Origin of the sequence: Thermus sp. CCB_US3_UF1, from assembly GCF_000236585.1 — a bacterium.
Taxonomy (GTDB): Bacteria; Deinococcota; Deinococci; order Deinococcales; family Thermaceae; genus Thermus.
The window spans coordinates 362,434-374,856 of record NC_017278.1 but is presented as its reverse complement, the minus strand read 5'-3'; the positions used below and the strand labels follow the sequence as shown (position 1 = coordinate 374,856).

General features: G+C 69.7%; 14 protein-coding genes. 7 read left to right on the top strand and 7 right to left on the bottom strand.

Features of this window, described 5'->3' with window-relative positions:
• The first annotated feature begins 6 nt into the window (after positions 1-6).
• Together TCCBUS3UF1_RS01675 and TCCBUS3UF1_RS01670 are read left to right on the top strand one after the other, a co-directional pair.
• Entirely contained in the window at positions 7-342 is a 336-nt protein-coding gene (locus tag TCCBUS3UF1_RS01675; protein WP_014514763.1) for a hypothetical protein, read from the top strand.
• 25 nt (positions 343-367) lie between these two features.
• Positions 368-2,599, top strand: a complete 2,232-nt coding sequence (locus TCCBUS3UF1_RS01670) for an endonuclease MutS2 (RefSeq protein ID WP_014514762.1) — start codon at positions 368-370, stop codon at positions 2,597-2,599.
• Here the strand turns inward: TCCBUS3UF1_RS01670 and TCCBUS3UF1_RS01665 are convergent.
• A complete protein-coding gene (locus tag TCCBUS3UF1_RS01665; protein ID WP_041433941.1) occupies positions 2,588-2,995 on the bottom strand; it encodes a thioesterase family protein in 408 nt (135 codons plus the stop codon). The two genes, TCCBUS3UF1_RS01670 and TCCBUS3UF1_RS01665, sit on opposite strands and share 12 nt — an antisense overlap.
• Positions 2,996-3,045: 50 nt before the next feature.
• On the opposite strand from TCCBUS3UF1_RS01665, the gene TCCBUS3UF1_RS01660 reads away from it, so the two are divergent.
• On the top strand, positions 3,046-4,731 hold the full coding sequence (locus TCCBUS3UF1_RS01660) for a M3 family oligoendopeptidase (protein ID WP_014514760.1): 1,686 nt from the start codon (positions 3,046-3,048) through the stop codon (positions 4,729-4,731).
• A gap of 45 nt (positions 4,732-4,776) precedes the next feature.
• Positions 4,777-5,229, top strand: coding sequence for an arsenate reductase ArsC (locus tag TCCBUS3UF1_RS01655; RefSeq protein ID WP_014514759.1), 453 nt, complete (start codon positions 4,777-4,779; stop codon positions 5,227-5,229).
• Here TCCBUS3UF1_RS01655 and ubiE read toward each other — a convergent pair.
• Positions 5,226-5,888, bottom strand: coding sequence for a bifunctional demethylmenaquinone methyltransferase/2-methoxy-6-polyprenyl-1,4-benzoquinol methylase UbiE (gene ubiE / locus TCCBUS3UF1_RS01650; protein ID WP_041433666.1), 663 nt, complete (start codon positions 5,886-5,888; stop codon positions 5,226-5,228). The genes TCCBUS3UF1_RS01655 and ubiE overlap by 4 nt on opposite strands.
• Positions 5,889-5,989: 101 nt before the next feature.
• Here ubiE and TCCBUS3UF1_RS01645 point away from each other — a divergent pair, with 101 nt between their 5' ends.
• Positions 5,990-7,801, top strand: a complete 1,812-nt coding sequence (locus TCCBUS3UF1_RS01645) for an ABC transporter permease (protein ID WP_155983245.1) — start codon at positions 5,990-5,992, stop codon at positions 7,799-7,801.
• Positions 7,798-8,721, top strand: coding sequence for an ABC transporter permease (locus TCCBUS3UF1_RS01640; RefSeq protein WP_014514756.1), 924 nt, complete (start codon positions 7,798-7,800; stop codon positions 8,719-8,721). Before TCCBUS3UF1_RS01645 ends, TCCBUS3UF1_RS01640 begins: the two co-directional genes overlap by 4 nt.
• Here the strand turns inward: TCCBUS3UF1_RS01640 and TCCBUS3UF1_RS01635 are convergent.
• Genes TCCBUS3UF1_RS01635 through TCCBUS3UF1_RS01615 form a run of 5 tightly spaced genes read right to left on the bottom strand, consistent with a single transcriptional unit; the run spans position 8,709 to position 11,767 of the window.
• Positions 8,709-8,975, bottom strand: a complete 267-nt coding sequence (locus TCCBUS3UF1_RS01635) for a hypothetical protein (protein WP_014514755.1) — start codon at positions 8,973-8,975, stop codon at positions 8,709-8,711. The genes TCCBUS3UF1_RS01640 and TCCBUS3UF1_RS01635 overlap by 13 nt on opposite strands.
• Positions 8,972-9,508, bottom strand: a complete 537-nt coding sequence (locus tag TCCBUS3UF1_RS01630; RefSeq protein ID WP_014514754.1) for a flavin reductase family protein — start codon at positions 9,506-9,508, stop codon at positions 8,972-8,974. Before TCCBUS3UF1_RS01630 ends, TCCBUS3UF1_RS01635 begins: the two co-directional genes overlap by 4 nt.
• The gene (locus TCCBUS3UF1_RS01625; RefSeq protein ID WP_014514753.1) at positions 9,505-10,272 is read right to left on the bottom strand and encodes a regulatory iron-sulfur-containing complex subunit RicT; all 768 of its coding nucleotides are present in this window, start codon (positions 10,270-10,272) and stop codon (positions 9,505-9,507) included. The genes TCCBUS3UF1_RS01630 and TCCBUS3UF1_RS01625 overlap by 4 nt, the downstream gene beginning before the upstream one ends.
• Positions 10,269-11,078 (bottom strand): DNA polymerase III subunit delta', encoded by an 810-nt coding sequence (locus tag TCCBUS3UF1_RS01620; protein ID WP_041433664.1) that lies wholly within the window; start codon positions 11,076-11,078, stop codon positions 10,269-10,271. The genes TCCBUS3UF1_RS01625 and TCCBUS3UF1_RS01620 overlap by 4 nt, the downstream gene beginning before the upstream one ends.
• The gene (locus TCCBUS3UF1_RS01615) at positions 11,045-11,767 is read right to left on the bottom strand and encodes a metallophosphoesterase (RefSeq protein ID WP_014514751.1); all 723 of its coding nucleotides are present in this window, start codon (positions 11,765-11,767) and stop codon (positions 11,045-11,047) included. The genes TCCBUS3UF1_RS01620 and TCCBUS3UF1_RS01615 overlap by 34 nt, the downstream gene beginning before the upstream one ends.
• 23 nt (positions 11,768-11,790) lie before the next feature.
• On the opposite strand from TCCBUS3UF1_RS01615, the gene TCCBUS3UF1_RS01610 reads away from it, so the two are divergent.
• On the top strand, positions 11,791-12,411 hold the full coding sequence (locus TCCBUS3UF1_RS01610; protein WP_014514750.1) for a hypothetical protein: 621 nt from the start codon (positions 11,791-11,793) through the stop codon (positions 12,409-12,411).
• Positions 12,412-12,423 lie beyond the last annotated feature (12 nt).

Below are 12,423 nucleotides of genomic sequence, written 5' to 3'. Positions count from 1 at the left end.
GGAAGGATGCGCCTAAAACGCTTTTCTGGCCGGGTGCGGCGGGTGGTGAAAGGAACTGGCCAGCAGGCCACGGAAAAGCTCTGGCAGCTGGCCGAGGACCTCCGGGGGGAAGACCCCAAGGCCCCCCGGTTCCGGGAAAGGCTTCTGACCCTGGCCCAGCTGGCCAAGGAGCGCTGGGAAAACCTTTCCCCCGAGGAGCGGCAAAGGCTTTTCCACCTCCTTAAGGGCCTGGTCCTCCTCCTGCCCCTAGGGAGGCTTGGCCGCTTGGGCTCCCTGCTGAAGCGGGCGGCAAGCCTTGGGGACCCAGACCTCCTTGCCCTCCTCCTCCGCCTAAAACGCTAGCGCCCCTAGGGTATACTCTTCCTTTGTGCGGGATGTCCTCGAGGTCCTGGAGTTCCCCAGGGTGCGCGCCCTCCTGGCCGAACGGGCCCAAACCCCCCTGGGGCGGGAGCTGGCCTTAGGCCTTGGGCCCCTTTCCCGGGAGGAGGCGGAAACCCGCCACCAGCTCACCCAGGAAGCCCAGAGCTACCCCTACGCCCTCCCCCCGGCGGGGGAGCTGCGGGAGGCCTACCGTAAGGCCCTGGCCGGGGGAAGGCTTTCGGGCCCGGAGCTCCTAAGGGCCGCCCAGGCCCTGGAAGGGGCCATGGCCCTCAAGGCCGAGCTCCTGCCCTTGGAAAACGCCTTGAGCCGGGTGGCCGAGGGCATTGGGGACCACGCCCCCTTCCTTGGCCGGGTGAGAAAGGCCCTGGACGAGGAAGGGGCGGTCAAGGACGAGGCCAGCCCCCGCCTCCTGGCCATCCGCCGCGAGCTCAAACCCCTGCGCCAGGAGATCCTGGACCGCCTCTACGCCCTCATGGACCGCCAGCGGGAAGCCTTCCAGGACCGCTTCGTGGCCTTTAAGCGGGAGCGCTACTGCGTTCCCGTCAAGGCGGGGATGGCCCACAAGGTGCCGGGGATCCTCCTGGACGAGTCCGAGTCCGGGGCCACCCTCTTCGTGGAACCCCTTTCCGTGGTCAAGCTCAACAACCGCCTCCAGGCCCTGAGGCTGCAGGAAGAGGAGGAGGTGGGCCGCATCCTGCGGGAGCTCTCCGAACGGCTGGCCCAAGACCCCGGGGTGCCGGGTACCCTGGAGGCCCTGGGCCTTTTAGACCTGGTACAGGCCCAGGCCGCCCTGGCCAAGGACCTCTCCCTCACCCGCCCCCGGTTCGGCGAGGCCTACCGGCTCCAGGGGGCCTTCCACCCCTTGATCCCCCACCCGGTGCGCAACACCTTCACCCTGGACGAAAAGACCCGCCTCATCCTCATCTCCGGCCCCAACATGGGGGGAAAGACCGCCCTCCTGAAGACCCTGGGGCTGGCGGTTCTCATGGCCCAGTCGGGGCTTTTCGTGGGTGCGGAAAGGGCCCTTTTGGCCTGGCCCGACCGGGTCTTCGCCGACATCGGGGACGAGCAGTCCCTGCAGGAGAACCTCTCCACCTTCGCCGGGCACCTCCAGCGCCTCAAGGCGATGCTCCTGGAGGCCACCGCCCAAAGCCTGGTCCTCATTGACGAGCTGGGAAGCGGCACCGACCCCGAGGAAGGGGCGGCCCTCTCCCAGGCCATCCTGGAGGCCCTCCTGGAGCGAGGGGTCAAGGGGATGGTCACCACCCACCTCTCCCCCCTCAAGGCCTTCGCCCAGGGGGGGGAGGGGATCCAGAACGCCTCCATGCGCTTTGACCTGGAGAGGCTACGCCCCACCTACGAGCTGGTCCTGGGGGTGCCGGGGCGGAGCTACGCCCTGGCCATCGCCAGAAGGCTTTCCCTACCCGAAGAGGTGCTCCGGCGGGCTGAGGCCCTCCAAGGGGGAAACCGCCTGGAAGACCTCCTGGAGCGCCTGGAGGGGGAGCGGCTGGCCATGGAGGAGGAAAGGCGGAGGCTGGCCGCCGAGCTGGCCCAGGCCGAGGCCCTAAGGGCCCGCCTCGAGGCCCGGGAGGCCCGCTACCAGGAGGAAAGGGCCGAGCGGCTTAGGGCCCTGGAGGAGGAGGTGCGCGGGCGGCTCCTCCAGGTGGAGGCCGAGCTCAAGGCCCTCAAGGAGAAGGCCCGCAGCGAAGGCAAGCGGGATGCCCTGCGGGAACTGATGGCCCTAAAGGAAAAATACGCCAAAAAAGCCCCGCCCCCGCCGCCCCCACCCGGGCTTTCCCCGGGGGCCTTGGTGGAGGTCCCCTCCCTGGGGAAGCGGGGGCGGGTGGTGGAGCTCCGGGGGGAAGAGGCCCTGGTCCAGGTGGGCCCGGTCAAGCTCAACCTCAAGGCCAAGGAGCTTAAGCCCCTGCCAGGGGAGGAGGCCCCCAAGCCCCTCCTGGCCAAACCCAGGCGGGAGGCCAAGGAGGTGGACCTGCGGGGGCTTACGGTGGAGGAAGCCCTTTTGGAGGTGGACGACGCCCTGGAGGAGGCCAAGGCCCTGGGCCTTTCCACCCTCCGCCTCCTCCACGGCAAGGGCACGGGGGCCCTCAGGCAGGCCATCCGGGAGTTCCTGCGCCGGGACAAGCGGGTGGAGGGCTTCGCCGACGCTCCCCCCCACGAGGGGGGGCACGGGGTCACGGTGGTGGCCCTAAGGGGCTAAGGGGCGGCCCTCCAGGGCCTGGATCCGGGCCCGTATGGCCTCGGGCAGGGGGGCGGGCCGCCCCTCTTCCAGCCAGACCTGGACCGTCCGCCCCGTGGCCGCCACCTCCCCGCCCGCCACCACCTGGTATTCCATCTCAAAGCTGGAGCGCCCCAGGCGCACCACCCGCACCCCCACCTCCACCGGGTCCTCGAGGTGGATGGGCCGCTTAAAGTCCACCTCCGCCCGGGCCAGGATGAAATGCCCCCGGGCGATCCAGTCCCGCTCCAGCCGGGCAAAGTAGGCCGTGCGGGCCAGCTCAAAGTAGGTGAGGTAGACGGCGTTGTTCACGTGCCCCAAGGCGTCCAGGTCGCAGAAGCGCACCTGCACCGGCAGGGAAACGGGAAACCCCTCCATGGCCTCCAAGCTTACCATGGCCTGACCCACGGGTCAGGTATAGTGGGGCCGTGGAAACCACCTGGGACCTGACCCCCCTTTTCCCCAGCCTGGAAAGCCCCGAGTTCCAAGGGGCCTGGGAGGACCTGAGGCGGCAGATCGCCCACCTCAAGGGGCTTCTGGAAGGAGAAACCCCCTTGGACGAGGTCCTCGCTGCCCTGGACGCCCTGGCGGAAAAGACCACCCCCCTTTCCGCCTACCTCTACGCCCGCTTCAGCGCCAACACGGAGGACGAGGCAGCCCTGGCCAAGCTCTCCGAGCTGGAGATGCTCCTTCTGGACTACGAGCGCCTAAGGCCCCGCCTCACCCGCTACCTGGCCCTGCAGGAGCCTGAGGAGGCTGGCCCCTACCGCATCCTGGTGGAGGAGGCCCGCTGGGAGGCCCTGCACCTGATGCCCGAGGGGGAGGAGGTGCTTTCCGCGGAGCTTTCCCTCTCCGGGCGCCAGGCCTGGGCCAAGCTCCACGAGAACCTCACCAGCCAGATCACGGCCACGGTGGACGGGGAGGAGCTGCCCATCACCCAGGTACGCAACCTCTACTTCCGCCCCGAGGAAGCGGTGCGCAAAAAGGCCTACGAGGCCGAGCTCCGGGCCTGGGAACGGCACGAGGTGCCCCTGGCCTACGCCCTGAACGGGGTCAAGGGGGAGGCAGGGGTGCTGAACCGCCGCCGCGGCTACAGGGACGACCTGGAGCCCACCCTGGCCCAGAACCGCATCACCCGCAAGGCCCTTTGGGCCATGCAGGAGGCGGTGCGGGAAAGCCTTCCCCTCTTCCGCCGCTACTACCTCCTGAAGGCCAGGGCCCTGGGCAAGGAGCGGCTGGACTGGTGGGACCTCTTCGCCCCTTTGGGAAAGGGGCGCAGGTGGACCCTGGAGGAGGCCCGGGGCTTCCTTAGGGAAAAGCTCGCCGCCTTAGCCCCCAACGCGGCCAAGGTGGCCGAGGCGGCCTTCGCCGAGCGCTGGATGGACCTCCTACCCCGCAAGGGCAAGGTGGGCGGGGCCTACTGCATGCCCCGGGGCGGAGGCAAAAGCCTCATCCTGGCCAACTACGAGGAGAGCTTTGAGGCGGTTTCCACCCTGGCCCACGAGCTGGGCCACGCCTACCACAACTTCGCCCTGGCCCGGGTGCCCGCCTCCTTGCGCCACGTGCCCATGACCCTGGCGGAAACCGCCAGCATCATGAACGAGACCCTGGTGGTGGAGGCCGCCCTGCAGGAGGCTTCGGCGGAGGAGGGCCTGGAGATCCTGGACGCCTACCTCCAGGGGGCGGCCCAGGTGGTGGTGGACATCCATAGCCGCTTCCTCTTTGAGTCCTGGGTCTTCGCCAAGCGCAAGGAGAGGGAGCTTTCCCCACGGGAGTTCAAGGCGCTGATGCTGAAGGCCCAAGAGGAGGCCTACGGCGAGGCCCTGGCCACCCGCCACCCCTACATGTGGGCGGTGAAGGGCCACTACTACGGGGCGGACTTTTACAACTACCCCTACACCTTCGGCCTCCTCTTCGGCCTGGCGGTCTACGGCCAGGCCAAGGAGGACCCCGCCTTCGCCACCCGGTACGAGGACCTCCTGGCCGCCTCGGGCCTGTACCCCGCCAAGGAGCTGGCCGCCCGCTTTGGCTTTGACCTGGAAAGCGTGGACTTCTGGCGCAAGGGCCTCAAGGTGCTTGGGGAGAAGGTGGAGGCCCTGGAGGCCCGGCTCTAGGGCCGCCTGACCTTCCCCTGAAGGAAGGGGGTTAGGCTGGGGAGGATGCGCCTTCTCGTCCTCTGCACCCACAACTCCGCCCGCAGCCAGATGGCGGAGGCCTGGCTCAAGCACTTCGCCAGGGAGCTGGGGGTGGCCCTCGAGGTCCACTCCGCGGGCACGGAGAAGAGCTTCGTCAAGGAGGAGGCCCAGCAGGTCATGGCCGAGGTGGGCCTGAGCCTGGAGGGCCACACCTCCAAGACCCTAGAGGAGGTGCCCGACCCCTGGAACTTTGACCTGGTCCTCACCCTCTGCCACGAGGCCGAGGCGGCCTGCCCCGCCTACCCCGCCAAGACCGCAAGGCGCCACGTCCCCTTCCCCGACCCCACGGGGAAGCCCCTCGCGGCCTGGCGGGAGGTGCGGGAGGGCCTAAGGCGCCTGGCCCGCTTCCTGGTGGAGCGCCTCCGGGAGGGGGACCTGCCCTCGGAGGCGGAGCTACGGGAGGCGGCCAGGCCCTAGGGCTTCACCCCCAGGTGGATGGCCGCCACCCCGAAGGTGAGGAGCTCGTAGCGCACGGCAAAGCCTGCCTTCTCCATCAGGGCCTTCAGGGCCTCAGGGGAAGGGAAAGCCTCCACGCTTTCCGGCAGGTAGCGGTAGGCGCCGAAGCTCCCGGAGATGAGCCCCCCCACAAAGGGCAGGACCCGCTGGAAGTAGACCCGGTAGACCAGGCCAAAGACCCCTTTGGGGGGCGGGGGGAACTCCAAAAGGACCAGCCTTCCCCCAGGGGCCAGGACGCGGTGGAGCTCGGCCAGGGCCCTGGGGTAGTCGGCGAAGTTGCGGAAGCCAAAGGCGATGGTGACGGCGTCAAAATGCCCTTCGGGGAAGGGGAGGGCCAGGGCGTCGGCCTCGAGGAAGCGCACCCCCAAGCCCCTTTGCTGGGCCTTCCTGCGGGCGATCTCCAGCATAGGGGGGGCGAAGTCCGCCCCCACCACCTCGGCCTCGGGGGCCTTGGCCTTAAGGAGGAGGGCCAGGTCCCCCGTGCCCGTGGCCAGGTCCAGAACCCGCCGGGGACGCCCCTCCAGGGCCAAGGCCACCGCCCGGGCCCGCCAGCGCTGGTCCGCCCCGAAGGAAAGGAGGCGGTTCAAGAGGTCATACCGGGGGGCGATCTCGGAAAACATCCTCTGGACGCGCCGGGCTTTTTCCTCAGGCAAGGCCGCCACGAGGGGAGTCTAGCACCCCAAGGACACCCTGCCCACCCCGGTAGGGTACAATCGTGGGCGTGTTGACGGACCCTAGGCGCCTGGGGGTCTTGGTCCTCTTGGGGGGAGGGGTTCTCCTCCTTCTCTGGTACCTGGCCCCCTGGGCGGTACCCCACCGCTCCTTCGGCGGGGAGGGCCTCCTCCTCAGCCCCTTCGGCCACCACCTGCCCCAAGGGAACCTGCCCCAGGGCTACCGGGACGGCTGGCTGTACCCGCTTTTCTACGCCTCCTTGGCCTGGCTCCTCCTCACCCTGGCCGTGGCCTGGAGCAAGGCTGGGCCCAAAGGCCTCTTCTGGATGGGCCTTCTGGGCCTCCTCCTCTTCCTCCTCACTTACGCCCTCTTCCAGGGAAGCGTGGCCCAGGCCAACGCCCTGGGGGAGCGCCCCATCCTGCGGCGGCACAGCCTGGGCCTGGGAAGCTACGCCACCTTGGCCTACGGCCTCTACCTCCTCCTCCTGGCCCGCCTTTTCTCCCCCGGGGGGCTTGCCTTCCTGGTACGGCGCCGGGGGGTGGTGGTGCCCCTTTTCTCCCTCCTCCTGGCTGCCCTTTTGGGCGGGGTCATCGTGGCGGTGCTCAAAGAACCCTCCGGGGAGGTGGGGAGCCTGCGGGAGGCCGTCATGCTCAGGCTGGACCTCATCACCTACACCTACCAGCTCCTCTTCAGCCCCCTGGTGAACCCCTCCGGCTTCCTGCAAAGCCTCCTCCTGGCCACCCCCCTGGTCTTCACCGGCCTGGCCGTGGCCTTGGGCTTCCGCGGCGGCCTCTTCAACATCGGGGCCCCGGGGCAGCTCATCCTGGGGGCCATCGCCGCCATGCTGGTGGGGGTCTACCTGCCAGGGCCCCGGTGGCTGGTCCTACCCCTCGCCCTCCTAGCCGCCGCCTTGGCCGGGGGGCTTTGGGGGGCCCTTCCCGGCTGGCTCAAGGCCCGCTTCGGCGCCCATGAGGTCATCAACACCATCATGCTGAACTACATCGCCGCCAGCCTCTTCCTCTTCCTCATCTCCGCCAACGAGTACAAGTTCTTCGGCCAGACCCTCCACCTGCCCTTCAAGTACCCCGGCTACGAGGCCCGCAGCTACGAGGTGCGGCCCGAGGCCCGCCTCCCCCACTGGACGGAGCTTGTGGCCCCTGGGGGGGAGCTTTCCTTCGCCCTGCCCTTGGCCTTTCTCCTGGGGCTTCTTGGCTACGTTGGGGTGCGGCGAAGCCCCGGGCACCGGGTGCTCTCGGCCCTCCTCTTGGGGGTGGCGGGGTACCTGGTGGGCGGGCTTCTCCCGGGTCCCGCCGTGGCCTTCGGCCCCGACCTCACCTCCGTGCGCCTCAACGGGGCCTTCCTCCTGGCCCTTTTGGCCCTCTTCTTCTTCCACTTCTACGTCTTCCGCACCGTGGGGGGGTATGAGCTCAGGGCCCTGGGCCTGGCCCCCAAGGCGGCGGAGTACGGCGGGGTCCTGGCGGGGAGAAAGGTGGTCTGGGTTATGTTCCTGGCCGGGGCCCTGGCCGGCCTGGCCGCCACCCATTACGTCCTGGGCGGGGGGATTGACGAGTACCGCCTGAAGCAGTCCCTCCCCTACTCCGTGGGCTTTGACGGCATCGCCGTGGCCCTCATGGGCCAGAACACCCCCTTGGGGGTGGGGCTGGCCGCCTGGCTTTTCGGCATCCTCCTCACCGGGGGGCTGCAGGTGAACCTGCAGCTTGGCATCAGCCGGGAGCTGGTGGCGGTGCTCCAGGCCCTCATCGTGCTCTTCATCGCCGCCGGGGGCTTTTTGCCCCGCTACTTCACCGACCCCTTGCGGGCGGCGGAGGTGGAGCTGAAGGCCGAGGAGGTGAAACGGTGAACCTGGATGCGGCCTTCCTGGTAGCCCTATTCCTTTCCACCCTGCGGCAGACCACCCCCCTCCTCTTCACCGCCTTGGGGGGGATGTTCTCCGAGCGGAGCGGGGTGGTGAACATCGCCCTGGAGGGGATCATCCTCTTCGGGGCCCTGACGGCGGCGGTGGTGGTGGAGCGCCTCGAGGCCGCTTTGGGGCCCGGGCCCCACCCCTGGCTCCCCTGGGTGGGGGTCCTGGCCGCCATGGCCGTGGGCGGCCTGGTGGCCTGGGTGCACGCGGTGGTCTCCATCCGCTACCGGGCGGACCAGATCATCAGCGCCACCGCCATCAACCTCCTGGCCCTGGGGGCCCCCAGCCTGGTCCTCACCTACTTTTACGGCAACGCCACCAACTCCAAGGAGGTGACCAACCGCCTCCCCCTCTGGGGCCCGGAGGGCTTTGCCCTCTCCCCCCTGGTCTACCTGGCCTTCCTCCTGGTGCCCCTAAGCTGGTGGGTGCTCTTCAAGACCCCCTTCGGCCTGCGCCTCCGGGCCGTGGGCGAACACCCCGAGGCGGCGGACACCCTGGGGGTGAACGTCTACCGCATGCGCTACATCGGCGTGGTGCTCTCCGGGGTCCTGGCCGGGCTGGCGGGGGCCTACCTGGCCATCGGCTTCCTGAACCAGTTCGTGCGCGGCATGTCGGCGGGCATGGGCTTCATCGCCCTGGCGGCCATGATCTTCGGCAAATGGCACCCCTTGGGCATCCTCTTCTCCACCCTCCTCTTCGGCCTGGCCTCGGCCCTGGCCATCCAGCTCCAGGGCACGGAGATCCTGCCCGCGGTCTTGGTCCAGGCCTTCCCCTACGTGGTCACGGTCCTGGTCCTGGCGGGCTTCATCGGCAGAAGCCGCCCGCCCTCGGCGGTGGGCAAGCCCTACGAGAAGTAGCCCACCCGCCGCTGCAGCCGGCCAAGGCGGTGGCGGAGGGTAAGGGCGCTTCCATCCGAAAAGCATAGGACCAGCTCCCCCCGGGCCAGGGCGAAGCCGGAAAGGACCTCGGCCCCTGGCCCTTGGGCGAAGCGGGCGAAGCCGTCCGCCCGCAGGTAGAGGAAGCCCTCGGGCAGGAAGACCTGGGCCTCCGTCCCCTGGCGGTTCAGGGCCAGGCGGCGCACCCTTTGGGCAAAGGCCTCGGCCTGGGTCATGGGGCGAAGGCTTCCTCGGCCGGGCGGCCGTAGAGGCCCCGGCCATAGTAGAGGAGGGAAAGGCCGGGTTTGGGCCGCCCCCTCTCGTCCAAAAGGGCCTCCTCCTCCCAGACCCCCACCACCCGGCCCACGAAGAGGTCGTGGTCCCCAAAGGTGTGGACCTCTAGCAGTTCCAGCTCATAGGCGGCGTAGGCCCCTTCCAGGATGGGCACGCCGGTTTCGCCCAGGAAATGGGGGGCCTGGCCCTTGTCCACCTCGCGACCGGAAAGGCTTCCCAGCCGGTGGACCAGGGCCATCTGGGTATGGGGGTGGAAGCTTGCGGCAAAGCGGCGGGCCTGGAGGAGGAGGCCGTGGGTGTAGCGCTTGGGGCTCAGGGCCACCCCGAAGAGGGGCGGGTCGGCGGAAAGCCCCGTGTTCCACACCGCGGGGCAGAAGTTCACCCGCTCCCCCAGGCGCACCCCCACCACGGCGGGCACCCCGGGGTAGAAGTGGTAAAAGGCGGGCAGGGGACCCTGGGGCGCGTACCGCCTCATGCCAGCTCCTCCTTGGACACCTCCAGGACCTTCCCCTCCTCCAACAAGAGCTCCACCGTGCCCTTGAGGGGGTTTAGCTTCTGCACCTTGCCGCACACCCCCTCCTTGGTGCAGACCCGGGCGTTCTTGCGGGGAAGCTCGGCCAAAAGCTCCTGGTAGACGGGGTGCTCGTAGGCCAGGCAGCAGAGGAGGCGGCCACAGGGACCAGAGATCTTCTCCGGGTTCAGGGGCAGCTGCTGGTCCCGGGCCAGCTTGATGGACACCTGGGCGAAGCCCTGCAGCCAGGTGGAGCAGCAGCTTTCCATGCCGCAGGCCCCTAGGGTGCCCAGGTACTGGGCCTCCTCCCGGGGGCCCTCCGCCAGGAACTCCACCCGGGCATCAAACCGCTGGGAGAGCTCGCGGGTGAAGCGCCTCAGGTTGACCCGCTCCTCCGCCCTGTAGTGCACGGAGAGGTGGCGGCCATCCAGGGTGAAGTCGCACCCCAGGATCTTGGCCTCCACCCCCTCCTCCCGTAGCCGCGCCCGCAGGTAGAACAACGCCTCCTCCGCCCGGACGCGGAGGCGGGCCGCCTTGTCCAGGTCCTCCTTGGTGGCCAGACGGACCACCTCCCCCACCTCCTTCTCCGCCCGGGGCGGGGTGCGCACCTTGCCCACCTCCAGGCCCCGGCTGGTGCGCACCACCACAAAGGCCTCCAGGGGCGGGGGTTCCCCCTGGAAGCGGAAGTAGCGCAGGACGGGGGTGCGGAAGCGGACGCCCACGGTCATGTTTCTAAGTCTAAGGCCAGGCGGGCCAGGACCAGCTCGGGGTTCACGTAGGCCTCCAGGGCCTCCCGGGCGGCCTCGAGGGCCAGGAGGGCCTCCGGGCGGTGGCGCCAGGCGGCGTAGAGGGCAAAAAACCCCTCCTCCTCGGCCAGAAGCTCCTTGAGGAGGGAAAGGCGGGCCAAGGGCGCGGCCTTCCCCAGGGCCGCCGCCTTGTCCAGGCGCTCGCGGAAGCGCTCCGGCTCCGCCAGGGCCCGCTTGAGCCGGCCCGGGGCCCCGGCGGCGTAGGCGAGAAGCCCGGGGTCCTGGGTTAGGGAGCGCAGGGCCGCCTCGGGCACGGGGCCAAAGGGGACCTCCAGGGCCCGGCTGGCCAGGGTGGGCAGGAGGGTGTCCCGGCTGGGGGCGATGAGGACGATGCGCCCGTAGGAGGGAGGCTCCTCTAGGAGCTTCAAAAGGGCGTTGGCTGCAGGCTCGGTGAGGAGGTGGGCGGCGTCCAGGATGGCCACCTTCACCCGCTCCCGGGGGTGGCTGGCAAACCAGTCCATGAGGGGCTCCACCTCCTCCAGACGCACCTCCGCCCGGCCCCGCAGGCCTCCTTCCTTGGGGGCAACTTCCCAAAGGTCGGGGTGCTCGGGCAAAGGGGGTGGGGGGAAGCCGCGGTTCAGGCCCAGGGCGTACCAGCGGGCCACCAGCCGCCGCCCCACCCCTTCCGGGCCGGAAAAGAGGAGGGTGGAGGCCCTTATCCGGGGCAGGAGCTCCAGGATGGCCTCGTGTCCCACTATTCCCCAACCCTGAGCCGCTCCCAAAGCCATGGGGGAAAGCCCTCCTCCCGCAGGCGGGCCTCCACTTCCTCCAAGGGGTAGGCCACCCGGAAGAACTCCACCCGCTCCCCTTCCCAAAGGGCGAAGGCCGCCCCGGGAACCCCGTCCCGGGGCTGGCCCACCGAGCCCGGATTGATCAGGGCCCGCACCTTGGGGGGCAGAAGGAGCTCCCCGCCCTGGCGGAAGGCCTGGTAGCGGACCCAGGGCCGGGGCCCGGAAAGCTGCAAGAAGGCCCCCGCCAGGTGGGTGTGGCCGTGAAAGGCCAGGCGGGCCTCGGTGCAGGCAAAGGCCTGGCGGGCCGGCTCCAGGTCGTCCAGGTACTCCAAGGGGTCGCAGGGGCTACCGTGGACCAAAAGCGCCCCCTCCACCTCCTTTTGCCAGGGCCAGGAGCCCAAAAAGGCCAGGTGCTCGGGGGAGAGGCGGTCCCGCTGCCAGGCCAGGATCTCCAAAACCGCCCCCTCCACGGGCAGGCGGTCCAGGGCCAAAAGCCAGGCGTCGTGGTTGCCCAGGACGCACTCTGCCCCCACCTCCATCAACCAGTCCAGCACCCGGTCCCCGTCGGGGTAGTAGCCCACCGCATCCCCCAGGAAAAGCACCCGGTCAACGGGGGGGGCAGCCTGGAGGACGGCCTCGAGGGCGGGCCAGTTCCCGTGGATGTCCGAGAGGACCAGGTAGCGCACGCCGCTTAGGATACCATGAGGGCATGCCGGCGCTTCTGGAAAGGCTTTCGCAGGATCTGGAGGTCCTCTCCGGGCACCTACGGGCAGGCCTGGACGAGTTCGGCACCCTCCTCTGCTACCTGGAAGGGGGCCGGGGTGGGCGCACCACCCTGCTCCACGCCCCCTATGAGGAGGCCCTGCCCGTGCTTCAGGCCCTGAATGGCCTCTCCTTCCGCGGCCGCCTCCTCCTGGCCCTGGACCCCTCCCCCCTCTCCCCTACCCGGGAAGAGGTCCCCCTTTCCGGACCCACCCGGGCCCCCCTGGAACACCTCCTGGAGCGAACCCGGCCCGACCGCCTCCTCCTGGCCTTCCCCGGGGAAGGCCTGGGCCTCACCTACCCCGGGGGAAAGGAAACCCAGGCAGGCTGGGGGTCCCTGGAAGCCCCCGGGGCCGCCCTGGTCCTCCACGTGGAAGCCCCCACCGGGCTCACCTACCGCGAGGTGCGGGCCTACGGCCCCTGGGAAAGCCCCCCCCTCCCCCTGGACCTGCCCCAGGGGGAAGGGCCCTACCTGGGAGGGGTGGGCCGGGCCCTGGGGATACCCACCTATGGGGTGGGCCTGGTAAACTTGAGGGCAAGCCTGGAGGCGCTGCTTCGCCTCTGGTGAGGGGAGGAAAAG

Coding starts and splice junctions, on each gene's coding strand:
- TCCBUS3UF1_RS01675 (WP_014514763.1), top strand. CDS start 7: ATGCGCCTAAAACGCTTTTCTGGCCGGGTGCGGCGGGTGGTGAAAGGA.
- TCCBUS3UF1_RS01665 (WP_041433941.1), bottom strand. CDS start 2,995: ATGGAGGGGTTTCCCGTTTCCCTGCCGGTGCAGGTGCGCTTCTGCGAC.
- TCCBUS3UF1_RS01655 (WP_014514759.1), top strand. CDS start 4,777: ATGCGCCTTCTCGTCCTCTGCACCCACAACTCCGCCCGCAGCCAGATG.
- ubiE (WP_041433666.1), bottom strand. CDS start 5,888: ATGTTTTCCGAGATCGCCCCCCGGTATGACCTCTTGAACCGCCTCCTT.
- TCCBUS3UF1_RS01635 (WP_014514755.1), bottom strand. CDS start 8,975: ATGACCCAGGCCGAGGCCTTTGCCCAAAGGGTGCGCCGCCTGGCCCTG.
- TCCBUS3UF1_RS01630 (WP_014514754.1), bottom strand. CDS start 9,508: ATGAGGCGGTACGCGCCCCAGGGTCCCCTGCCCGCCTTTTACCACTTC.
- TCCBUS3UF1_RS01625 (WP_014514753.1), bottom strand. CDS start 10,272: ATGACCGTGGGCGTCCGCTTCCGCACCCCCGTCCTGCGCTACTTCCGC.
- TCCBUS3UF1_RS01620 (WP_041433664.1), bottom strand. CDS start 11,078: ATGGCTTTGGGAGCGGCTCAGGGTTGGGGAATAGTGGGACACGAGGCC.
- TCCBUS3UF1_RS01610 (WP_014514750.1), top strand. CDS start 11,791: ATGCCGGCGCTTCTGGAAAGGCTTTCGCAGGATCTGGAGGTCCTCTCC.